This is a genomic window from Pasteurella skyensis, assembly GCF_013377295.1.
Classification (GTDB): Bacteria; Pseudomonadota; Gammaproteobacteria; order Enterobacterales; family Pasteurellaceae; genus Phocoenobacter; species Phocoenobacter skyensis.
The window spans coordinates 1,384,134-1,404,931 of the sequence record NZ_CP016180.1 but is presented as its reverse complement, the minus strand read 5'-3'; the positions used below and the strand labels follow the sequence as shown (position 1 = coordinate 1,404,931).

Genomic DNA, 20,798 nt, shown 5'->3' with positions numbered 1-20,798 from the left:
TATTGTGAGATACAAAGTAAATTTTACTCTCTATAATGATATTTAGTGTTAAAATTAGAAGATTAGTTTTTTAAATAAGAATAGAACAATGAATGGTGCAGAATTATTAGTCAATGTAACACCAAGTGAAACTCGTGTAACATTAGTTGAAAATGGTGTTTTAAAAGAAGTTCATATTGAACGAGAATCAAAGCGGGGTATTGTTGGGAATATTTATAAGGGAAAAATTACCCGAGTATTACCAGGTATGCAATCAGCTTTTGTGGATATTGGATTAGAAAAAGCCGCCTTTTTACACGCTTCTGATATTGTTTCTCACACTGAATGTATTGATGAAAGTGAAAAGAAACAATTTATTGTTAAAGATATCAGTGAATTGGTGCGAGAAGGACAGAGCATTATTGTACAAGTGGTTAAAGATCCTATTGGTACAAAAGGAGCGAGATTAACCACTGACATTACTTTACCCTCTCGTTATCTGGTTTTTATGCCTGAAAACAGTCACGTGGGCGTTTCACAACGTATTGAAAGTGAATCAGAAAAAGAACGTTTAAAAGCACTGGTTGAGCCTTATTGTGACGAACTGGGAGGCTTTATCGTTCGTACGGCTGCTGAAGATGTTTCAGAAGGTAGTTTGCAACAAGATGTGGTATTTTTAAAACGCTTATGGCGTAAAGTTATGGAGCGTAAATCAAAATACAAAACCAAATCAATGATTTACGGTGAAGTGGCTTTAGCACAACGTGTATTAAGGGATTTTGTTGGAACAGAAATTAGTGCCGTTATTATTGACTCAAAAACAATTTATGAGCAAGTGAAAGAGTTTTTAACAGAATTTATGCCTGAATTGGCACAAAATGTAGAACTTTATAACGGCACACAGACTCTTTTTGATGCCTATGGTGTAGAAGAAGCGATTCAAAAAGGGTTAGAAAAACGTGTTGATCTAAAATCTGGTGGCTATTTAATTATTGATCAAACTGAAGCAATGACCACCATTGATATTAACACAGGTGCTTTTGTTGGGCATCGTAATCTTGAACAAACCGTATTTAATACTAATATTGAGGCAACCAAAGCCATCGCTCATCAGCTACAACTACGTAATCTTGGCGGTATCATTATTATTGATTTTATTGATATGCAGGATGAAGAGCATCAACAACGAGTATTGCAATCACTAGAAGAGGCATTGAGTAAGGATCGAGTAAAAACAAATGTTAACGGCTTTACTCAGCTCGGGCTAGTTGAGATGACTCGTAAGCGAACCAGAGAAAGTTTAGAACATATTTTGTGTGAAGATTGCCCCTCTTGTAAAGGAAAAGGCGTACAAAAAACGGTTGAAACCGTATGTTATGAAATTCAGCGAGAAATTGTACGAGTGCATCATCTCTTTTCAGCAGAACGCTTCGTGGTTTATGCCTCAAAAAATGTAGTAGATTACTTGATTAACGAAGAAAGACACGCCTTACTTGCAGAACTAGAAGTGTTCATTGGTAAAAAAATCGAAGTTAGAATCGAACCTTTTTACAGCCAAGAGCAGTTTGATGTAATTGTAATGTAAAAGTAAACTATCAAGCGGTAAGATATTAACAATAATTTGCAAATTTTAATCAACATCTTACCGCTTACAACCTTCCATAAATCTGTTAAAATCTTGCCCAATTGTTTTTATATTATGCCTCAAGGAAAATATGGCTTTATTAAATCTCTCTAATGCGTGTTTAGGTTTTGGTGATCAACCTTTATTAGATCACAGTGAATTACATATTGAACCAAACGAACGAGTGTGTCTGGTAGGAAGAAATGGTGCTGGTAAGTCAACCTTGATGAAAGTACTTGCGGGTGAAATCAAACTGGATGATGGCTCATTAATCGTTGAAAAAGGGATCGTTATTGCAAGATTGGAACAAGATCCCCCTCGTCATATCGAAGATACCGTTTTTGATTATGTGGCAGAGGGTGTCGCTCATTTGGCTGATTTATTAAAAGAATATCATCATATTCTGACTCAAATGCAAACGGATTATTCTGATCAGTTGATGAGTGAATTATCGCAAGTGCAAGCAAAATTAGAGCATAGCGATGGTTGGCGATTTGAAAATAAAATTCAAGATACCTTAAAAATCTTAGAGCTTAATCCTGATATGCGTTTATGTGAACTTTCGGGTGGTTGGGTGCGTCGTGCTGCTTTAGCGCGAGCATTAGTGGCAGATCCTGATATTTTATTATTGGACGAACCGACCAACCATCTGGATATTGATGCGATTGCGTGGTTAGAAAATCTGTTATTGGACTTTAAAGGAAGCATTATTTTTATTTCCCACGATCGTAGTTTTATTCGTAAAATGGCGACTCGTATTGTCGATTTGGATCGTGGTAAATTAATTTCTTATTCTGGAAATTATGATACTTATCTTGAAACCAAAGAGGAAGATCTTCGAATTGAAGCCCTTCAAAATGATCTGTTTGATAAAAAACTCGCACAGGAAGAAGTGTGGATCCGTCAAGGGATTAAAGCAAGACGTACTCGTAATGAAGGACGTGTTCGAGCCTTAAAAGCGTTACGCCAAGAAAGACAGCAACGCCGAGAAGTGCAAGGTAATGTAAAAGTTTCGGTTGATAATCGCATCCGTTCAGGCAAAATCGTTTTTGAAATGGAAAATGCCAGTTTTAGTATTGATGGTAAACCATTATTAAAAGATTTCAGCACCATTATTCAGCGTGGCGATAAAATTGCTTTAGTTGGTGCAAATGGTTGTGGAAAAACCACGTTTATTAAATTATTACTTAATGAGTTACAACCTACTTCTGGTACAGTGCATTGTGGCACCAAATTAGAAGTTGCCTATTTTGACCAACACCGAGCGGAATTAGATTTAGAAAAAACCGTGATGGATAATGTTGCAGAGGGAAAACAAGATGTTGAAGTTAATGGTGTAAAACGTCACGTTTTAGGCTATTTACAAGATTTTTTATTCCCACCACAACGTGCGAGAACACCGGTTAAAGCGTTATCTGGAGGTGAGAAAAATCGCTTATTATTAGCAAAATTATTATTAAAACCGAATAATCTGTTAATTCTTGATGAACCGACCAATGACCTTGATGTAGAAACCTTAGAACTGTTAGAAGAAATGCTGACAAATTATCAAGGCACACTGATTATTGTGAGCCACGATCGTCAATTTATTGATAACACCGCAACAGAGTGCTATTTTTTTGAAGGTGATGGCGTGGTAAATAAATATGTAGGTGGTTATTTTGATGCAAAACAGCAACAAGATAATGTGTTTGCAACTCGAGAAAAATCACAAAAAGTCGTACAAAAAGCACCGCTTAAAAAAGAAGAACCTAAACAAGCGGTCACATCAACACCAAAAAATGCAAAAAAAGTAAAACTTTCTTACAAAGAAAATTTAGAATTAGAAAGCTTACCACAAAAAATGGAACAACTTGAAGCCGAGATTGAAACCTTACAACAAGAAGTTAATTCAGCAGAGTTTTTTGCACGAGAGCCAAGCTATACCAATGCTCAGTTACAAAAATTAGCCGATAAAGAGCAAGAGCTAGAACAAGCTTTTGAGCGTTGGGAAGAGTTGGAAAATATTAAGAATAGTGTTTAATTAAAGGATAAATATGATGAGAATTTTATTAACAATCTTTTGTGGAATATTGTTTACTCATTCTGTAAACGCATTAGAGAATAGTACTTGGAAGACTGATAGACTTAATGGAAAAGTAAAAAGTTTTGTTTCTGCATCATTTGTTGATAAGGATATTATCAATAAAATTAATAGTTCAAAGCAGATACAGAAACTAGATCCTAAGTATTATGAGTATGGTGGTCGTTATAATAAAAGAGGGAATAAAACTGAATATATTATATATAAGGAAAATGGAGATATTGATTATATTGAATCAGTTAAATATGATGATAGGAATAATGCAATTGAAATATCCGCTTCAGGTTCGATATGGTATAAGACTATATCAAAGTATGATAATAGAAATAATAAAATTGAGAGTAGAACCTATAAAAGTAATGGTGTTTTAGATAAATTAAATATCTTTAGCTATAACGAAAATAATCAATTGATTGAATATATTTCGTATGATTTTAATGATCAATGGAATTTTTATCGTCATATAATAACAAAATATGATAAAAACGGAGAGGAGATTGAGAACTCATCTTATACAATTAATGGTAGTTTAGAGTATAAATGGATTTCTAAATGTAATCAAAAAGACAGTAAAAAAATATGTAAAAGTAATAAATATAATGAAGATAATATTTTAATTGGTTCGGCTAAGTCTATTAAAAAATATGATGCTAAAGAAAATATTATTGAAAATATGTCTTATGATATAAATGGAAATTTAGGGCGATTTAGCTGGCACCGTAAATATGATAATAATGGAAATAAAATCGAAGAAACTACTTTTCTAACAAATGGATCTGTAAATACTAAGGTTATATATAAATATAATAATGAAAGAAAAATGACTGAAAAGGCATATTATAATTCTAATAATGAGTTATATACCAAATTTATTTTTAAATATAACAGTGGTAATCTTATTGAAGAATCTAAATATATAAATCGTGATATTTTAAACTATAAAAAAGTTTATAAATATGATGATAAAAATAATCTTGCTGAAGAATCTAAATATATGAATCGTGATATTTTAGATTATAAAAAAGTTTATGGATATGACGATAAAAATAATTTAGTAAAAGTAATTAAATATAAAGAAAAAAATAAGAAACTTATTCCGATCAAAATAACAATTAAAGAATATACTTATTATGACTAGAATAGACAACTACGATCAACGTTTTGGCGGTATTGGTCGTCTTTATACGCCACAAGGATTAGAAAAATTACGTCAATCGCATATTTGTGTGATCGGCATTGGTGGTGTGGGTTCGTGGGCGGTGGAAGCATTGGCTCGTTCAGGGATTGGCAAGATTACCTTGATTGATATGGATGATATTTGCGTCACCAATATCAATCGCCAAATTCACGCACTTTCTGGGCAAATAGGCAACCTAAAAACCGAAGCAATGCAAGAGCGTATTAAACTGATTAACCCTGAATGCGAAGTGCAAATTATCGATGATTTTCTAACCAAAGATAATTTGAGTGATTATTTAATGCGTGGTTATGATTATGTGATTGATGCGATCGATAGCGTGCAAACCAAAGCAGCGTTGATTGCTTATTGCAAACGCAATAAAATTAAGCTGATTACGACGGGCGGAGCAGGTGGTCAGACTGATCCAACCCAAATTCAAATTACCGATTTAAGCAAAACAATCCAAGATCCTCTAGCCTCAAAAGTCCGGAATATTTTGCGTAAAGAGTATAATTTCAGCACCAATCCAAAACGCAAATTTGGTGTGGATTGCGTGTTTTCAACCCAGCCGTTGATTTTTACAAAAATGGGGGATGGTTGTGAAGTGTCAGCGACAATGAATTGTGCCAATGGTTTTGGTGCCACAACGGTGGTGACTGCCACTTTTGGATTTTTTGCGGTAAGTCGTGTAGTTGATAAACTTTTAAAGCAGATTTAATGGCGATTTAATGTTAAAATTAACGTCATATTTACTATTTTTATTAACAAAGAGGATTTTATGAAAATTATTTTATTAGGTGCACCCGGTGCAGGAAAAGGAACACAAGCTCAATTTATTATGAATAAATTTGGTATCCCACAAATCTCAACAGGGGATATGTTCCGTGCAGCAATCAAAGCAGGTACTGAATTAGGTAAACAAGCAAAAGCGTTAATGGACGAAGGTAAATTAGTACCCGATGAATTAACCGTTGCATTAGTACGTGATCGTATCGCACAACCAGATTGTGAAAAAGGTTTCTTATTAGACGGTTTCCCTCGCACAATCCCACAAGCAGACGCATTAAAAGAATCAGGTGTTGCGATTGATTTTGTTTTAGAATTTGATGTTGCTGATGAAGTGATCGTTGAGCGTATGAGCGGTCGCCGTGTACACCAACCTTCTGGACGTACTTATCACGTGGTTTACAATCCACCAAAAGTGGAAGGTAAAGACGACGTAACAGGTGAAGATTTAATTATTCGCCAAGATGACAAACCTGAAACTGTATTAGATCGTTTAGCGATTTACCACAAACAAACTAAGCCATTAGTGGAATACTATGGTAAAGAAGCACAAGCAGGCAACACAAAATACTTCAAACTAGATGGTACGAAAAAAGTTGAAGAAGTCAGTGCTGAATTAGATAAGATTTTAGGTTAAGCTGAAATTTTACTTTAAAATACAATGAAATAAGCGGTTAGATTTAATGAAAAATTTGCAAATTTTTCTATAAAAGTAGCCGCTTTGTTGTATCAGATAAACACTAATTATTGAGAAAAAACTATGCTACTCATCGATATCGCAGGCTATACGTTGACCCAAGAAGAAAAAGAAATTTTAGAGCATCCTTTGATTTCAGGGCTGATTCTGTTTAGTCGTAATTTTCACGACAAAGCACAGTTGCAAGCCTTAATTCAATCTATCCGCAAAGAAGTGAAAAAGCCATTATTGATAACTGTCGATCAAGAAGGAGGACGAGTACAGCGTTTTAGAGAAGGCTTTACCACTTTGCCTGCAATACAATCTTTCTTAGCCTTAAAGCAACCACAATTAGCTAAAGAGGCAGGTTGGGTTATGGCGGCGGAAATGTTTGCGATGGATATTGATCTGAGTTTTGCACCTGTGTTAGATTTAGGTCATCAATGTAAAGCGATTGGCGATCGTTCATTTGGATCGCAAGTGAATGAAATGTTACCTGTCGCAGAGCAATTTATTGATGGTATGTTAGAAGTTGGAATGGCAACCACAGGTAAGCATTTTCCTGGTCACGGACGAGTGATTGCTGATTCACATTTAGAAACACCTTTTGATGAACGTCCTAAAACTGCTATTTTGGAACAAGATATTGTGCCATTTGCGAATTTAATTCAAAAAAATAAACTGTCAGCTATTATGCCTGCTCATGTGATTTATACGCTCTGTGATTCTCAGCCAGCCAGCGGTTCAAGTTATTGGTTAAAAGAGGTGTTACGCAAACAGCTCAATTTTAACGGGGTGATTTTTTCTGATGATCTTGGTATGAAAGGGGCTGGCTTTATGGGGGATTATGTTGAGCGTAGTCAGAAAGCGCTAAATGCGGGTTGTGATTTGTTATTGTTATGCAATGAACCGCAGGGCGTGATACAGGTTTTAGATAAGTTAAACTATACCCCAACTCAGCAGCAGAAAGAGCGTCATTTCTCATTGATGAAACGTAAAACTATTACGTGGCGAGAATTACAATCAACAACACGCTGGAAAGCCGCAACACAAAAACTAAGCCAGTTACAGCACCAGTGGTTAGAGTTTAAAGAGAGTAACAGATAATAAAAAAGTTGGGATTTATACCCAACTTTTTATGTTATGACTGATTCTATGTTATAGAATCATTGCAGCAATCCAACCGAACACTAATAATGGAATATTAAAGTGTAAGAAAGTTGGTACCACAGAATCCCAAATATGATCGTGCTTGCCATCAGCATTTAAGCCCGATGTTGGACCTAAGGTTGAGTCTGATGCTGGAGAGCCTGCATCACCTAGTGCTGCTGCTACACCCACAATGGCAACTGTTGCCAATGGTGAAAAACCAAAAGATAAACAAAGTGGTACATAAATTGAAGCAATAATTGGTACCGTTGAGAATGATGAACCGATACCCATCGTAATAAATAAACCTACTAAGAGCATTAAGAAGGCAGCTAGACCTTTGTTATCTGCACCAATAGTTTCACTTAACGAAGTAACTAATTCAGGCACTCCACCTGTTGAATTAACGACACTGGCAAAACCTGATGCTGCAATCATTACAAAACCAATCATTGCCATTAAGCGTAAACCTTGTTGGACGATATCACTACTTTCTTTAAGTTTAAAGACTCCTCCTAAAGCAAAGATAATAAGTCCTGCGAGTCCTCCCATAATAGTTGATCCCACTACAAGTTGCACAGTACAAGTAACAATAATAGCAACAATGCTAATACTAACGTGGAATGGTTTCACTCGTTTTACTCGTTCTTCAATACTTTCTGCCGTTGGTTCAGGGCAATCTTCGATATAGGTACGAGGTTTACGATAAGTAATGAAAAAGGCACATAATAGACCTAAAATCATACCTAAAACAGGAATGAACATTGCTTTTGACACTTCCAATACAGATGTTGCTATACCTAAACTTGCACCTGCATCATTGATGTTTTTCACCAAAATACTTTGAATAAAGATCTGTCCAAAACCTGCAGGAATTAACATGTAGGTTGCAGTTAAACCAAAGGTTAATGCACAGGCTACCGCTCGACGATCTATTTTTAATTGGTTCATCACACTTAATAGTGGTGGCACAACAATTGGGATAAATGCAATATGAATTGGAATCACATTTTGTGATGACATTGAAAATGCAACCAATACAAACAATAGGATATATTTAAACCAAAAAACGGAACGATCAGATGGTTGTTTGCCAAAATGTTGAATAATTTTATAGGAAAGTAAATCAGTAACGCCAGACTTAGACAGTGCAACCGCAAAAGCACCTAAAATGGCATAATTCATCGCCGTTTCAGAACCACCACCTAAACCATCAGAGAAACTATTAATAGTTTTGGATAATGCATCTGAAAGAGTGATGCCATCAACACCGTAATTTCCGATAATACCGCAAACTAAGGCTGAAATAATAAGGGCGATTATCACATTTATTCGTAATAAGCTTAAAGCAAGCAATACAATAATTGAGATAACAACTTCATTTGAAAACATTGTGTTTGACCTCTTTTTTATTAGAATTAATCTAATACTGTAACGAAAAAATAACAATTGTCTAGTATTTTTTATTAGTATTATTCAGTATTTTTACGCTTTTTAAAGAAGATTAAGTCGGATTTATTTCTCTTGATGTAATTTTTCTTGCTTTGAATGATAAAAGTAGAGATAAAGTAATCCAATTGGTGCAATAATAAAAGAGAAATACCAGCATAGAAGCATTGTTATGAATTTTGCAAACAGAAAAATAATACCGTTAAAAATAAAGAAGTTATCTCCTAAAATATAGTCAATAACACTTTCATAAACAAATCGAGAGTAAGGATACAGTATATTTAAGACAACAGAGAAAGTTGATATTGCAATAAAATGGTTCAGATTACCTGTTCTTTCAAAAGATGAATAGCCTGTAAATATCAATAAAGCAACAAAGATTAATCCAAATAGAAAGTGTCTTATATAGTAAGATTTTGATAATCCACCAAATGTTTTTGATAAGAATCCCATTATTTTCTCCTTAAAAATAGTAATACTCATTAAGTCTAGCTTATACTTTACAGGGGAGCAATCATAAGTTAAGCGAGTTTATGTTTTAAAAGCATTGAAAAATTTGATACTTATTTAGAATAATTATCCCTTTTTTTATATAAAAAGAGTAAACTATAATTTTCATTTTTATTAAGGAAATAAAATGACTGAAAATACCTTACCACAACAGTCTATTTGGCAACAAATCTTTACAAAAAATATGTTGCTTTGTATCTATACGGGGTTCTGTTCGGGTTTACCACTGTTTGTATTGATTCAACTCATTCCAGCGTGGTTTACCTCTGAGAATTTAGATATTAAAGCGATTGCTGCTTTTACTTTAATTTCATTACCCTATACGTTTAAATTTTTATGGGCAGCCTTGTTAGATCGCTATCCTTTTCCATTTTTAGGGCGTCGTCGGGGGTGGATTTTTGTTGCCCAGATAGTCCTTATTGTTATTTTGGGAAGTTATGGTTTTTTTGATCCTAAACAAGATATTACCCTTATTTCAATATTATCCTTACTTTTTGCTTTTGCATCAGCAACACAAGATATTGTGATTGATGCCTATCGCCGAGAAATTTTAACGGATAATCAACTTGGATTAGGAAACTCCATTCACGTGAATGCTTATCGTGTCGCCGGTTTAATACCAGGAGGGCTTTCACTCGCATTGGCGGATCATATGGCTTGGGAAAGTGTATTTATGATTACTGCAGCATTTTTAGTTCCTGGTTTATTGATCACGATCTTTTTTAGTGATGAAAAGATTTTCTCCACAAATGATCACTCCAAACCTTTTTATACCGCTTTTGTGGATCCTTTTAAAGAGTTTTTTACTCGTAAGGGCGTGTATGGTGCGATAGGATTAATTCTATTTATTTTCCTTTATAAATTAGGAGATTCCCTTGCAACGACACTACAAACTAAATTTATTTTAGATATGGGATTTACTAAAACACATATTGCTTCAGTGGTAAAATTAACCTCTTTTTGGTGTAGTATTGGAGGTGGGATCATTGGTGGTATTGCAATGATTAGATTAGGTATAAACCGTGCATTGTGGATATTTGGCGTCGTGCAAATTATCACTATTTTAGGCTTTGCTTATTTAGCAAGTTTTGGACATTTTGATACTGACACTATAGGTATTAGTGAGTTAATTAAGCTAGGTTTCGTTATTTCAGGTGAATATCTGGGCGTTGGATTGGGAACAGTGGCTTTTGTGGCATTTATGGCAAGGGAAACGAATCCAATGTACACGGCAATGCAATTAGCCATTTTTACAAGCTTATATGCTCTTCCTAGTAAATTATTGGGTGCAGGTACAGGTTGGTTTGTGGAGCAATTTGGTTATTACCATTTCTTTATTGGTTGTTTCTTTGTGGCAATACCAGGAATGATTTGTTTATTTTGGGTTGCGCCATGGAGTGAAAAAGTCACAAATACTTAATTAGTTTTTAGACGAATAGAGCTACTTTGTTATATAGCGGTTACATTTACGTAAAAATTTGCAAATTTTTATCAGTAAGTAGCCGCTTGCTTTTATTTTATAAAGCTTAATGCAGTTTCAACCACTTCTATACCCGCCCCTTGTTTATGAGCGTTTTCACTGAGGTGACGTCGCCACTGTTTTGCTCCTCGACAGCTTTGAAACGCATTTAGCATTGGTCGAACCATATGATTTAAGAAGACGCCTTTAGAAAGCTGTTGTTCGATATAAGGGAACATTTTTTCTACAGCTTGAATGGGGGTGACGATAGGGGCAGTTTCATCAAAAATAGCTTGATCAATATAACCTAATAAAGTGGTTTTTTGAAACGCTTCTCGTCCCACCATTACACCATCAACAAATTGTAAATGATGTTTAATTTCCTCAATCGTTTTAATCCCTCCGTTGATACTGATATTCAAATGAGGATATGCTTTTTTGAGTTGATACACTAGCTCATAATTTAAAGGAGGAACCTCACGGTTTTGTTTTGGACTTAATCCAGAAAGCCAAGCCTTACGTGCGTGAACAATAAAATCATCACAAACAGGCTGTATTTTTTCAATAAAATCACACAAAAATTCATAACTATCTAATTCATCAATGCCAATACGGTGTTTAACAGTAACAGGGATAGTCACTTCATTTTTCATTGCTTCAATACATTGTGCTACTAACTCTGCATTTGCCATTAAACAAGCTCCAAACATTCCATTTTGAACACGATCTGAAGGGCAGCCTACATTAAGGTTAATTTCAGTATAACCACGCTGTTCTACTAATTTGGCACATTGTGCAAGTTGTTGTGGATCACTTCCACCAAGTTGTAATACAACAGGGTTTTCTGCAGGATCAAACACCAATAAATCATATTTTGCATTTAAAATTGCTGGGGCAGTGATCATCTCGCTATAAAGCAAAGCGTGTTGGGTAAATTGTCGATGAAAATAGCGACAATGGGAAGTTGTCCAATCAAGCATTGGTGCAACAGAAAAACGTCCACGATAGTTTTTGTTTAGCATAGTTATGATGGAAATAATTAGAAAATTGTATTTTATAGGTAATTAAAAGGGTATTTTTTGATATTGAATACCCTTCTGCTAAGTTTATTTAAGTAATTTATGATAAGTGAAGAAATCAACTTCTCTTTGATAACCCAGTTTTTCATAGAGTTTTTGTCCAGCTATATTATCAATTGCTGTTTCAAGAGTAAGTCTTTGAAAACCTTTTGCTTTATAATAATCAATGATATGTTGCATAATAGTGAAAGCATAACCTTTTCTACGATATTCTGGTTTAACATACAAGTCGGATAGGGATTTGTAGCTTTCAAGAGCAATTGGGCAATAATTTGTATACAATTGAACAAACGCAATAAATTCTCCGTTGTCTTCTAATATAAATATTTCAGAACGCTTATTTTTAAAATTATCAACAATGAATTGTTTACTGGCTTGGTAATCATCTGGTTGTTCATAGAACATTCTGTACAAATTAAACAATTCGGATATCTTATCAATATCTATTTCTGATGCTATAAAAATTTTCATCATTTGCTCCTTAGTTTATCTATTTTAGTAAGTGTTATTTAGCTCTTTTATATAAAACTGTTACCTGTGATGGTAACATAGGATTTACAAATTTTCATTATAATCTTACCGCTTGTTTATGCTTAAAAATTAGTAATAAGAATGTTCACCTGCTTGATGTTCAGTTGCATCTTGAACGCCTTTGATTTCATCACCAAAAATACTAATAAGCTGTTTTTCAATACCTTCTTTTAAGGTTACATCAATCATTGAGCAACCGTTACAACCACCACCAAATTGTAATACTACAATACCATCATCCGTTAATTGAGTGAGGGTTGCCATTCCCCCGTGATTAGCAAGTTGTGGATTAATTTGAGTTTGAAGAACATAATCAATACGTTCGATAAGTGGGGCATCATCAGCTACTTTTTGCATTTTTGCATTAGGGGCTTTCATTGTTAATTGAGCACCAAAGTCATCAGTGACATAATCAATTTCAGCATCTTCTAGAAAATTGATACTCATATCATCAATAAAAGCAGAAAAATAATTAAACTTTATTTCTGTATCAGATTCTTCAACAGCATCAGCAGGGCAGTATGAAACACCACATTCAGCACGTGGCGTGCCCGGATTGACAACAAAAATACGGATATGGGTTCCTTCATCTTGCTCTTTAAGTAGTTTTTTAAAATGAAGTTGTGCATTTTCTGATATAGTAATATTCATTCAAATTCCATTATGATTTCTAAAAGTAAGCGTATTCTACCTGTGATTATTAAATTTGACCAGTATCAAATTTTAGGTGAATTTGTTTATTTATTGTTACGAGTTGTTAAAATTTCAGACTTAAAATACAAAAAAGTTACTTTTTAAGTAGAACTCAAGGGGGTTTTTTAGGTAGAATACCCTGTTTATTTCTATTTTACATTTTCCTTAGGGCAAATTGTTAATTATAGAAAACGAGATTTGAGAAATTAGCAGCGTGTTTTAAGAATAAGTGGAGTGTTTATTCTTATTTTCACTGTAACTCAATAACGGGATTGCAGTTTTGCAATCATTGTATTAACCCAATAAAAGTAGTGCAAATAATTATGATTACAATTAAACAAGGCTTGGATCTTCCTATTGATGGGAAACCAGCACAGGTAATCCAAGACGGTAATACCGTGAATGAAGTTGCGATACTGGGTGAAGAGTATGTGGGAATGCGTCCATCGATGAAAGTTCGAGTGGGCGATGTTGTAAAAAAAGGTCAGGTTCTTTTTGAAGATAAAAAGAATTTAGGCGTTGTTTTTACAGCTCCAGCAAGCGGTACAATCACAGCGATTAATCGTGGTGAAAGACGTGTTCTTCAATCAGTTGTAATTAGCGTTGAGGGTTCGGAGCAGATTACTTTTTCTCGCTATGATGTATCAGAACTTGCTACATTAAACGCAGATCAAGTGAAACAAAATTTAGTAGATTCAGGTATGTGGACAGCATTTCGTAGTCGTCCATTTAGTAAAACTCCTGCAATTGACAGTAAACCTTCCTCAATTTTTGTGAATGCGATGGATACTAATCCATTAGCTGCAAATCCTGAAGTTATCCTAAAAGCACATTGGCAAGATTTTATCAATGGTTTAACTGTGTTAGGTCATTTAGATGAGAGTCCTGTTCATCTTTGTAAAGCTGGTGGAAGTAATATCCCAACGGTTGATCTACCTAATTTAAAAATTCACGAATTTGAAGGTCCACACCCAGCAGGGTTGAGTGGGACGCATATTCATTTTATTGATCCTGTGAGTATTTCTAAATCAGTTTGGTACATCAATTATCAAGATGTAATTGCGATAGGTAAATTATTTACTACAGGTGAATTATACGTTGATCGAATTGTATCTTTAGCAGGTCCTCAAGTTAAAGAACCTCGTTTAGTAAGAACATGTATTGGAGCAAACCTTTCTCAATTAACCAATAATGAGTTAAAAGAAGGGGAAAATCGAGTGATTTCAGGTTCTGTATTAAGCGGAGCGAAAGCAGAAGGTCCTGTTGATTATTTAGGGCGTTATGCTTTGCAAGTTTCAGTGCTAGCTGAAGGACGTCAAAAAGAATTATTTGGTTGGATTATGCCAGGTAAAGAGAAATTCTCTATCACACGTACAACCTTAGGTCATTTCAGTAAAAAATTATTTAATTTTAATACTGCTTTACACGGTGGTGAACGTGCAATGGTGCCAATCGGTGCTTATGAACGCGTGATGCCATTAGATATCATTCCAACATTATTATTACGTGATTTAGCTGCTGGCGACACTGATTCTGCACAGAACTTAGGCTGCTTAGAGTTGGATGAAGAAGATTTGGCACTTTGTACCTTTGTTTGCCCAGGTAAAAATGAGTACGGTCCTCTCTTGCGTCAGGCGTTAGAAAAAATTGAGAAGGAAGGTTAAAATGGGATTAAACAATCTTTTTGAAAAAATGGAACCTGCCTTTCATAAAGGTGGAAAGTATGAAAAATTCTATACTTTATTTGAAGCAGCTTATACCATTTTTTATACGCAAGGAACAGTAACCAAAAAAGACTCTCACGTTCGTGATGCTATAGATTCAAAACGAATGATGATTATTGTTTGGTTAGCTTTGTTTCCTGCAATGTTTTATGGAATGTTCAATGTGGGTGAACAAGCCATTGCAGCTACACATCATTTAGGATCATTAGCAGATAGTCTTGTAAATAACTGGCACTACGGTTTATCAGATATGTTAGGGGCAACCTTAAGCAATGATGCTGGTATATTTAGTAAAATGCTCTTAGGCGCAACCTATTTTCTTCCTATTTATTTAACCATTTTCTTAGTGGGTGGTTTCTGGGAAGTCGTATTTGCAATGGTGCGTGGTCACGAAATTAATGAAGGTTTCTTCGTTACTTCTATTCTACTCGCATTGATTGTTCCACCAACATTACCATTATGGCAAGCAGCATTAGCGGCAAGTTTTGGGGTAGTTGTAGCTAAAGAAATATTTGGTGGTGTGGGTAAAAACTTTATGAACCCTGCATTAGCGGGTCGTGCATTTTTATTCTTTGCTTATCCTGCTCAAATTTCAGGGGATATGGTTTGGACTGCTGCAGATGGTTTTTCTGGTGCAACTGCTCTTTCCCAATGGGCAGCTGGTGGTCAAGGTGCATTAACGCATTCAGTAACAGGTCAATCCATTACTTGGATGGATGCATTCTTAGGCAACATTCCAGGTTCTATGGGTGAAGTCTCAACCTTAATGCTTATAATTGGTGCCGCAATCATTGTCTTTACACGTATTGCTTCTTGGCGAATTATTGCAGGTGTAATGATCGGTATGATTGCAGCATCGACATTATTCAATTTTATTGGCTCAGAAACTAACTCAATGTTTGCAATGCCTTGGTATTGGCATTTAGTATTAGGTGGTTTTGCACTTGGTATGTTCTTTATGGCAACTGACCCTGTGTCTGCATCATTTACCAATAAAGGCAAATGGTGGTATGGAACATTAATCGGTACAATGTGTGTCATTATTCGTGTAGCAAACCCTGCATACCCAGAAGGTATGATGTTAGCCATTTTATTCGCTAACTTGTTTGCACCATTATTTGACTATGTTGTTGTTCAAGCTAATATCAAACGTCGGAGAGCTCGTAATGTTTAAGAATAAAGATAGCATTGGCGGAACAATTTCAATTGTTGTTCTGTTAAGTTTAGTTTGTTCAATTATTGTAGCTGGATCGGCAGTATTATTAAAATCAGCACAAGAAGAACAAAAAGCATTAGATAAACAAAAAAACATTTTAAATGTGGCAGGTTTATTAAAGGGTGATGTAACTAAAAAAGAAGTGAAGCAAATTTATACTAAAAACATTGAACCTCGAATTGTAGATTTGGCAACAGGGGACTATGTTGAAGGTATTAAAAACTTTGATGCAAAAGTGGCAGCAAAAGATCCTGCTCAAAATGTTAAAATTTTACCTAATGATGATAAAGCCAGCATTCGCACTCGTGCAAAATATGCAGAAGTATATCTTGTAAAAGGTGAAGATAATCAATTAAGCCAAGTTATTGTTCCTATTTATGGAACAGGCTTATGGTCTGTGATGTATGGTTTTATTTCTATTCAACCAGATGGAAATACTATCAATGGTATTACATACTATGAGCAAGGTGAAACACCAGGATTAGGTGGTGAGATTGAAAATCCAAAATGGCAAGCTCAGTTTAAAGGTAAAAAATTACTGAATGAACAAGGTGAGTCTGCTATCACTATCGCAAAAGGTGGTTCATCAGACAAAGAGCACGGAATTGATGCATTATCAGGTGCAACCTTAACGTCTCGTGGAGTTGATGGTACATTTAAATACTGGTTTAGTAAAAATGGCTTCGGTCCATATTTAGCAAAACTCAAAGCAGGAGCTAACTAATGGCAGATAAATCAAATATGAAAAAGTTATTGTTATCACCCGTAATGGATAATAACCCAATTGCATTGCAAATTTTGGGTATCTGTTCTGCGTTAGCGGTAACCACAAAATTAGAAACTGCAGTGGTAATGACATTTGCGGTAATTTTTGTAACAGCATTCTCAAACTTGTTTATTTCAATTATCCGTAACTATATTCCTAACAGTGTGCGTATTATTGTGCAAATGGCAATTATTGCATCATTAGTAATTTTGGTTGACCAAATATTACGTGCTTATGCTTATGGTTTGTCTAAACAGCTTTCGGTATTCGTTGGTTTGATTATTACAAACTGTATCGTAATGGGACGTGCAGAAGCCTTTGCAATGAAATCTGCACCATTAGAAAGTTTTGTGGATGGTATCGGAAATGGTTTAGGTTATGGTGCAATTCTTGTGACTGTTGCCTTTATTCGTGAGCTAATTGGTTCAGGAAAATTATTTGGAATGACTGTTTTCCAAACCATTCAAGATGGTGGTTGGTATCAAACAAATGGCTTGTTCTTACTTGCTCCAAGTGCGTTCTTTATCATCGGTTTTTTAATTTGGGGGCTTCGTACTCTCAAACCTGAACAAGTGGAGAAATAATAATGGAACATTATATTAGTCTATTTGTAAAATCTGTATTTATTGAAAATATGGCACTGTCTTTCTTCCTTGGTATGTGTACATTCCTTGCGGTATCTAAAAAAGTATCAACGGCTTTTGGTTTAGGTATTGCAGTAATCGTGGTTTTAGGTATTTCAGTACCTGTAAACCAATTAGTTTATGTTCACGTACTAAAAGAAAATGCACTTGTTGAAGGGGTTGATTTAACCTTCCTTAACTTTATTACCTTTATCGGTGTTATCGCTGCATTAGTACAAATTCTAGAAATGTTTTTAGATAAGTTTGTACCAGCACTTTATAATGCATTAGGTATTTTCTTACCACTAATCACTGTAAACTGTGCAATTTTTGGTGGTGTATCATTTATGGTACAACGTGAATATAATTTTGCAGAATCAGTGGTTTACGGTATTGGCGCTGGTACAGGTTGGATGTTAGCCATCGTTGCTCTTGCAGGGATCACAGAGAAGTTAAAATATGCGGATATTCCAGCAGGACTTCGTGGTTTAGGAATTACCTTTATTACCGCTGGTTTAATGGCATTAGGATTTATGTCATTTTCAGGTATTCAACTATAAGGAGCATATCGAATGAGTAATTTTATTTTCGGTATTATCGTATTTACTGCAATCGTATTTGCATTAGCCGCACTTATTTTAGTGGCTAAATCAAAATTAGTAGATTCAGGCGATATTACCATTTCAATCAATGATGATCCTGAAAAAGCAATTACATTACCTGCTGGAGGAAAACTACTAAATGCACTAGGTAGCAAAGGTATTTTTGTTTCTTCAGCTTGTGGGGGCGGTGGCTCTTGTGGTCAATGTGTGGTTAAAGTAAAAAGTGGTGGAGGTGAAATCCTACCAACTGAGCTTTCGCATATTACTAAACGTGAAGCACAAGAGGGTTATCGCTTATCTTGTCAAGTTAGTGTAAAAAGCAATATGGATGTTGAGTTACCAGAAGAGATCTTTGGTGTAAAAAAATGGGAATGTACCGTTATTTCTAACGATAATGAGGCAACCTTTATCAAAGAGCTTAAGTTGGCAATTCCTGATGGTGAAGATGTGCCATTCCGTGCGGGTGGTTACATTCAAATCGAAGCTGAACCACATACTGTGGCTTATAAAGATTTTGATATTCCAAAAGAGTACCACGAAGATTGGGACAAATTTGATTTATGGCGTTATGTATCTAAGGTTGATGAACCTATCGTACGTGCTTACTCAATGGCTTCATACCCAGAAGAGAGAGGCATTATTATGCTAAACGTACGTATTGCAACGCCTCCTCCTCGTAATCCAGATGTTCCACCGGGTCAAATGTCATCATACATTTGGTCACTTAAAGCAGGGGATAAAGTCACAATTTCAGGTCCATTCGGTGAATTCTTTGCGAAAGACACCGATGCTGAAATGGTATTTATCGGTGGTGGTGCGGGTATGGCACCAATGCGTTCACATATCTTTGACCAACTAAAACGTTTGAAATCAAAACGTAAAATGTCATTCTGGTATGGTGCAAGATCAAAACGTGAAATGTTCTATGTAAATGATTTTGATACGCTTGCAAAAGAGAATGAAAACTTTGAATGGCACGTAGCACTTTCAGATCCACAACCTGATGATAATTGGACTGGTTACACGGGCTTTATTCACAATGTGCTTTATGAAAACTACTTAAAAGATCACGAAGCACCAGAAGATTGTGAATACTATATGTGTGGACCTCCAATGATGAATGCAGCTGTAATTGGTATGCTAAAAGATCTAGGTGTTGAAGATGAAAACATCTTACTTGATGATTTCGGTGGCTAATTAGAGCATTGATAAAGATTTGTAGAGAGGTAGCGTGCTACGTTTTTACGAGATCAAACAAAAACAAGCGGTCAGATTTGCAAATTTTTTTACAAATCTGACCGCTTTGTTTATTTTATGTTAAAATTAGCAAACTTAAATTTTATGTACGAAGGATGTTTCTATGAATAAATTAAAACTGTTTAGTGCGTTGGCACTGGCATTGTTTTTATTGAGTGGGTGTAATCAAGAGTCGGAGCAAATCAGTCTTGAAGGAAAAACGATGGGAACGACTTATCATATTAAATATATTGATGAGCATACCAAAGAATTGCTTAAACCAGCAGAGATAAAAAAAGAAATAGATCATTTGTTGGTGGGGGTGAATAATGCGATGTCTACCTATCAAAAAGATTCTGAAATTAGTCGTTTTAATCAATCGATAGAAATAAATAAACCTTTTGTGATTTCTAAAGACTTTGCAACAGTTGTTAAAAGTGCATTTGAGTTAAATAAAATCACTCAAGGTGCGTTAGATATTACCGTTGGACCTTTAGTCAATTTATGGGGATTTGGACCTGATAAACGATTAAATCAAGCACCAACAGAACAACAAATCGCAGAAAAATCACAAGCAGTTGGAATTAATAAAATTAGACTTTTGTCTGAAAATAATCAATTTAGTTTAGTGAAAACTCACTCAAAGGTGTATATTGATACTTCTTCTATTGCAAAAGGATTTGGCGTTGATAAGTTGGCACAATATTTAGAACAACTAGGCATTGAAAATTATCTTGTAGAGATTGGCGGCGAGCTAAGAGCCAAAGGGAAGAATATACATAAAGATGATTGGCAAATTGCTATAGAAAAACCAACTTTAGTGCAGGGTCAAGAAATTCAAATTTTAGTGCCGATTAGTAACTTAGGTATAGCCACATCAGGAAGTTATCGTAATTATTTTGAAGATGACGAAGGAAATCGTTTATCGCATATTATTGATCCAAAACAGCTAAAACCAATTAGCCATAATCTTGCCTCTATTACCGTATTAGCAAATACATCAATGAAAGCAGATGGTTTAGCGACAGGGTTGTTTGTACTTGGTACAGATAAAGCATTAGAAATTGCAGAAAGAGAACATTTAGCGATTTTTTTAATTATTAAAACAGATAATGGCTATGAGACTAAAATGTCGAGTGAATTTAAGAAATTAACACATTTATAATTGATTATTTGGAGTGATAAATGGAAACTATTTTATTAACCTTTGGCTTTTTTCTTGCAATCATTTTTGCAATGTCAATTGGCTATATTGTTAAAGGTAAAACAATTAAAGGAAGTTGTGGGGGGATCTCTGCATTAGGAATGGAAAAAATGTGTGACTGTGAAGAGCCTTGTGACAACTTAAAAGATAAGGTTGAAAAAGGTCAAGCAGATCCAACAGAACTTGAGCGTTTTAAACAAAATTCCTCTTTTTATGAAGTGAAGTAAAG

The 20,798-nt window shown here is 35.0% G+C and carries 20 protein-coding genes; 15 read left to right on the top strand and 5 right to left on the bottom strand.

Annotated elements, in window-relative coordinates; translation table 11 throughout:
- Nucleotides 1–88: 88 nt before the first annotated feature.
- The 6 genes from rng to nagZ all read left to right on the top strand — a co-directional run bounded on the left by rng (nucleotide 89) and on the right by nagZ (nucleotide 7,435).
- Complete coding sequence (gene rng / locus A6B44_RS06755; protein ID WP_090919163.1) at nucleotides 89–1,564, top strand: ribonuclease G; 1,476 nt, start codon at nucleotides 89–91, stop codon at nucleotides 1,562–1,564.
- A gap of 130 nt (nucleotides 1,565–1,694) precedes the next feature.
- Nucleotides 1,695–3,626 (top strand): ABC transporter ATP-binding protein, encoded by a 1,932-nt coding sequence (locus tag A6B44_RS06750; RefSeq protein ID WP_090919166.1) that lies wholly within the window; start codon nucleotides 1,695–1,697, stop codon nucleotides 3,624–3,626.
- Between the two features lie 16 nt (nucleotides 3,627–3,642).
- Nucleotides 3,643–4,824 (top strand): hypothetical protein, encoded by a 1,182-nt coding sequence (locus tag A6B44_RS06745; protein ID WP_090919169.1) that lies wholly within the window; start codon nucleotides 3,643–3,645, stop codon nucleotides 4,822–4,824.
- Nucleotides 4,817–5,584 carry a tRNA cyclic N6-threonylcarbamoyladenosine(37) synthase TcdA gene (gene tcdA, locus A6B44_RS06740; protein ID WP_090919172.1) on the top strand — a complete coding sequence of 256 codons (768 nt, stop codon included), beginning with the start codon at nucleotides 4,817–4,819 and terminating at the stop codon, nucleotides 5,582–5,584. Before A6B44_RS06745 ends, tcdA begins: the two co-directional genes overlap by 8 nt.
- 60 nt (nucleotides 5,585–5,644) lie before the next feature.
- Entirely contained in the window at nucleotides 5,645–6,289 is a 645-nt protein-coding gene (gene adk, locus A6B44_RS06735) for an adenylate kinase (RefSeq protein WP_090919175.1), read from the top strand.
- Nucleotides 6,290–6,412: 123 nt separating this feature from the next.
- The gene (gene nagZ, locus A6B44_RS06730; protein ID WP_090919179.1) at nucleotides 6,413–7,435 is read left to right on the top strand and encodes a beta-N-acetylhexosaminidase; all 1,023 of its coding nucleotides are present in this window, start codon (nucleotides 6,413–6,415) and stop codon (nucleotides 7,433–7,435) included.
- A 51-nt stretch (nucleotides 7,436–7,486) separates the two neighbouring features.
- Here the strand turns inward: nagZ and A6B44_RS06725 are convergent, their stop codons facing one another.
- Nucleotides 7,487–8,869, bottom strand: a complete 1,383-nt coding sequence (locus A6B44_RS06725) for a Na+/H+ antiporter family protein (protein ID WP_090919182.1) — start codon at nucleotides 8,867–8,869, stop codon at nucleotides 7,487–7,489.
- A 123-nt stretch (nucleotides 8,870–8,992) separates the two neighbouring features.
- A complete protein-coding gene (locus tag A6B44_RS06720) occupies nucleotides 8,993–9,379 on the bottom strand; it encodes a hypothetical protein (protein ID WP_090919186.1) in 387 nt (128 codons plus the stop codon).
- Nucleotides 9,380–9,563: 184 nt separating this feature from the next.
- Between A6B44_RS06720 and A6B44_RS06715 the strand changes: the two genes are divergently transcribed.
- A complete protein-coding gene (locus A6B44_RS06715; protein ID WP_090919189.1) occupies nucleotides 9,564–10,856 on the top strand; it encodes an AmpG family muropeptide MFS transporter in 1,293 nt (430 codons plus the stop codon).
- A 92-nt stretch (nucleotides 10,857–10,948) separates the two neighbouring features.
- On the opposite strand, the gene dusA is transcribed toward A6B44_RS06715, so the two are convergent.
- The 3 genes from dusA to nfuA form a co-directional block, all read right to left on the bottom strand.
- On the bottom strand, nucleotides 10,949–11,917 hold the full coding sequence (dusA, locus tag A6B44_RS06710; protein ID WP_090919192.1) for a tRNA dihydrouridine(20/20a) synthase DusA: 969 nt from the start codon (nucleotides 11,915–11,917) through the stop codon (nucleotides 10,949–10,951).
- A gap of 84 nt (nucleotides 11,918–12,001) precedes the next feature.
- Complete coding sequence (locus A6B44_RS06705) at nucleotides 12,002–12,445, bottom strand: GNAT family N-acetyltransferase (protein ID WP_176673489.1); 444 nt, start codon at nucleotides 12,443–12,445, stop codon at nucleotides 12,002–12,004.
- 129 nt (nucleotides 12,446–12,574) lie between these two features.
- Nucleotides 12,575–13,156: a Fe-S biogenesis protein NfuA gene (gene nfuA, locus A6B44_RS06700; protein ID WP_090919199.1), complete on the bottom strand. Its 582-nt coding sequence runs from the start codon at nucleotides 13,154–13,156 to the stop codon at nucleotides 12,575–12,577.
- Nucleotides 13,157–13,521: 365 nt separating this feature from the next.
- Here nfuA and A6B44_RS06695 point away from each other — a divergent pair, with 365 nt between their 5' ends.
- The 8 genes from A6B44_RS06695 (at nucleotide 13,522) to nqrM (ending at nucleotide 20,796) form a co-directional block, all read left to right on the top strand.
- Nucleotides 13,522–14,862: a Na(+)-translocating NADH-quinone reductase subunit A gene (locus tag A6B44_RS06695; protein WP_090919204.1), complete on the top strand. Its 1,341-nt coding sequence runs from the start codon at nucleotides 13,522–13,524 to the stop codon at nucleotides 14,860–14,862.
- Between the two features lies 1 nt (nucleotide 14,863).
- Complete coding sequence (locus A6B44_RS06690) at nucleotides 14,864–16,096, top strand: NADH:ubiquinone reductase (Na(+)-transporting) subunit B (protein WP_090919208.1); 1,233 nt, start codon at nucleotides 14,864–14,866, stop codon at nucleotides 16,094–16,096.
- Nucleotides 16,089–16,862 (top strand): Na(+)-translocating NADH-quinone reductase subunit C, encoded by a 774-nt coding sequence (locus tag A6B44_RS06685; protein WP_090919212.1) that lies wholly within the window; start codon nucleotides 16,089–16,091, stop codon nucleotides 16,860–16,862. The genes A6B44_RS06690 and A6B44_RS06685 overlap by 8 nt, the downstream gene beginning before the upstream one ends.
- Nucleotides 16,862–17,488: an NADH:ubiquinone reductase (Na(+)-transporting) subunit D gene (locus tag A6B44_RS06680; protein WP_090919215.1), complete on the top strand. Its 627-nt coding sequence runs from the start codon at nucleotides 16,862–16,864 to the stop codon at nucleotides 17,486–17,488. The genes A6B44_RS06685 and A6B44_RS06680 overlap by 1 nt, the downstream gene beginning before the upstream one ends.
- A gap of 2 nt (nucleotides 17,489–17,490) precedes the next feature.
- A complete protein-coding gene (gene nqrE, locus A6B44_RS06675) occupies nucleotides 17,491–18,087 on the top strand; it encodes an NADH:ubiquinone reductase (Na(+)-transporting) subunit E (protein ID WP_090919218.1) in 597 nt (198 codons plus the stop codon).
- A gap of 12 nt (nucleotides 18,088–18,099) precedes the next feature.
- Nucleotides 18,100–19,326: an NADH:ubiquinone reductase (Na(+)-transporting) subunit F gene (gene nqrF, locus A6B44_RS06670; protein ID WP_090919221.1), complete on the top strand. Its 1,227-nt coding sequence runs from the start codon at nucleotides 18,100–18,102 to the stop codon at nucleotides 19,324–19,326.
- Between the two features lie 163 nt (nucleotides 19,327–19,489).
- Nucleotides 19,490–20,530 carry an FAD:protein FMN transferase gene (locus tag A6B44_RS06665; RefSeq protein ID WP_090919224.1) on the top strand — a complete coding sequence of 347 codons (1,041 nt, stop codon included), beginning with the start codon at nucleotides 19,490–19,492 and terminating at the stop codon, nucleotides 20,528–20,530.
- Nucleotides 20,531–20,550: 20 nt separating this feature from the next.
- Nucleotides 20,551–20,796, top strand: a complete 246-nt coding sequence (gene nqrM, locus A6B44_RS06660; protein ID WP_090919227.1) for a (Na+)-NQR maturation NqrM — start codon at nucleotides 20,551–20,553, stop codon at nucleotides 20,794–20,796.
- Nucleotides 20,797–20,798 lie beyond the last annotated feature (2 nt).

Excerpts from the sequence above, each read along its gene's own strand:
- rng (WP_090919163.1), top strand. The coding sequence starts at position 89 with ATGAATGGTGCAGAATTATTAGTCAATGTAACACCAAGTGAAACTCGT.
- A6B44_RS06750 (WP_090919166.1), top strand. The coding sequence starts at position 1,695 with ATGGCTTTATTAAATCTCTCTAATGCGTGTTTAGGTTTTGGTGATCAA.
- A6B44_RS06745 (WP_090919169.1), top strand. The coding sequence starts at position 3,643 with ATGAGAATTTTATTAACAATCTTTTGTGGAATATTGTTTACTCATTCT.
- tcdA (WP_090919172.1), top strand. The coding sequence starts at position 4,817 with ATGACTAGAATAGACAACTACGATCAACGTTTTGGCGGTATTGGTCGT.
- adk (WP_090919175.1), top strand. The coding sequence starts at position 5,645 with ATGAAAATTATTTTATTAGGTGCACCCGGTGCAGGAAAAGGAACACAA.
- nagZ (WP_090919179.1), top strand. The coding sequence starts at position 6,413 with ATGCTACTCATCGATATCGCAGGCTATACGTTGACCCAAGAAGAAAAA.
- A6B44_RS06725 (WP_090919182.1), bottom strand. The coding sequence starts at position 8,869 with ATGTTTTCAAATGAAGTTGTTATCTCAATTATTGTATTGCTTGCTTTA.
- A6B44_RS06720 (WP_090919186.1), bottom strand. The coding sequence starts at position 9,379 with ATGGGATTCTTATCAAAAACATTTGGTGGATTATCAAAATCTTACTAT.
- A6B44_RS06715 (WP_090919189.1), top strand. The coding sequence starts at position 9,564 with ATGACTGAAAATACCTTACCACAACAGTCTATTTGGCAACAAATCTTT.
- dusA (WP_090919192.1), bottom strand. The coding sequence starts at position 11,917 with ATGCTAAACAAAAACTATCGTGGACGTTTTTCTGTTGCACCAATGCTT.
- A6B44_RS06705 (WP_176673489.1), bottom strand. The coding sequence starts at position 12,445 with ATGAAAATTTTTATAGCATCAGAAATAGATATTGATAAGATATCCGAA.
- nfuA (WP_090919199.1), bottom strand. The coding sequence starts at position 13,156 with ATGAATATTACTATATCAGAAAATGCACAACTTCATTTTAAAAAACTA.
- A6B44_RS06695 (WP_090919204.1), top strand. The coding sequence starts at position 13,522 with ATGATTACAATTAAACAAGGCTTGGATCTTCCTATTGATGGGAAACCA.
- A6B44_RS06690 (WP_090919208.1), top strand. The coding sequence starts at position 14,864 with ATGGGATTAAACAATCTTTTTGAAAAAATGGAACCTGCCTTTCATAAA.
- A6B44_RS06685 (WP_090919212.1), top strand. The coding sequence starts at position 16,089 with ATGTTTAAGAATAAAGATAGCATTGGCGGAACAATTTCAATTGTTGTT.
- A6B44_RS06680 (WP_090919215.1), top strand. The coding sequence starts at position 16,862 with ATGGCAGATAAATCAAATATGAAAAAGTTATTGTTATCACCCGTAATG.
- nqrE (WP_090919218.1), top strand. The coding sequence starts at position 17,491 with ATGGAACATTATATTAGTCTATTTGTAAAATCTGTATTTATTGAAAAT.
- nqrF (WP_090919221.1), top strand. The coding sequence starts at position 18,100 with ATGAGTAATTTTATTTTCGGTATTATCGTATTTACTGCAATCGTATTT.
- A6B44_RS06665 (WP_090919224.1), top strand. The coding sequence starts at position 19,490 with ATGAATAAATTAAAACTGTTTAGTGCGTTGGCACTGGCATTGTTTTTA.
- nqrM (WP_090919227.1), top strand. The coding sequence starts at position 20,551 with ATGGAAACTATTTTATTAACCTTTGGCTTTTTTCTTGCAATCATTTTT.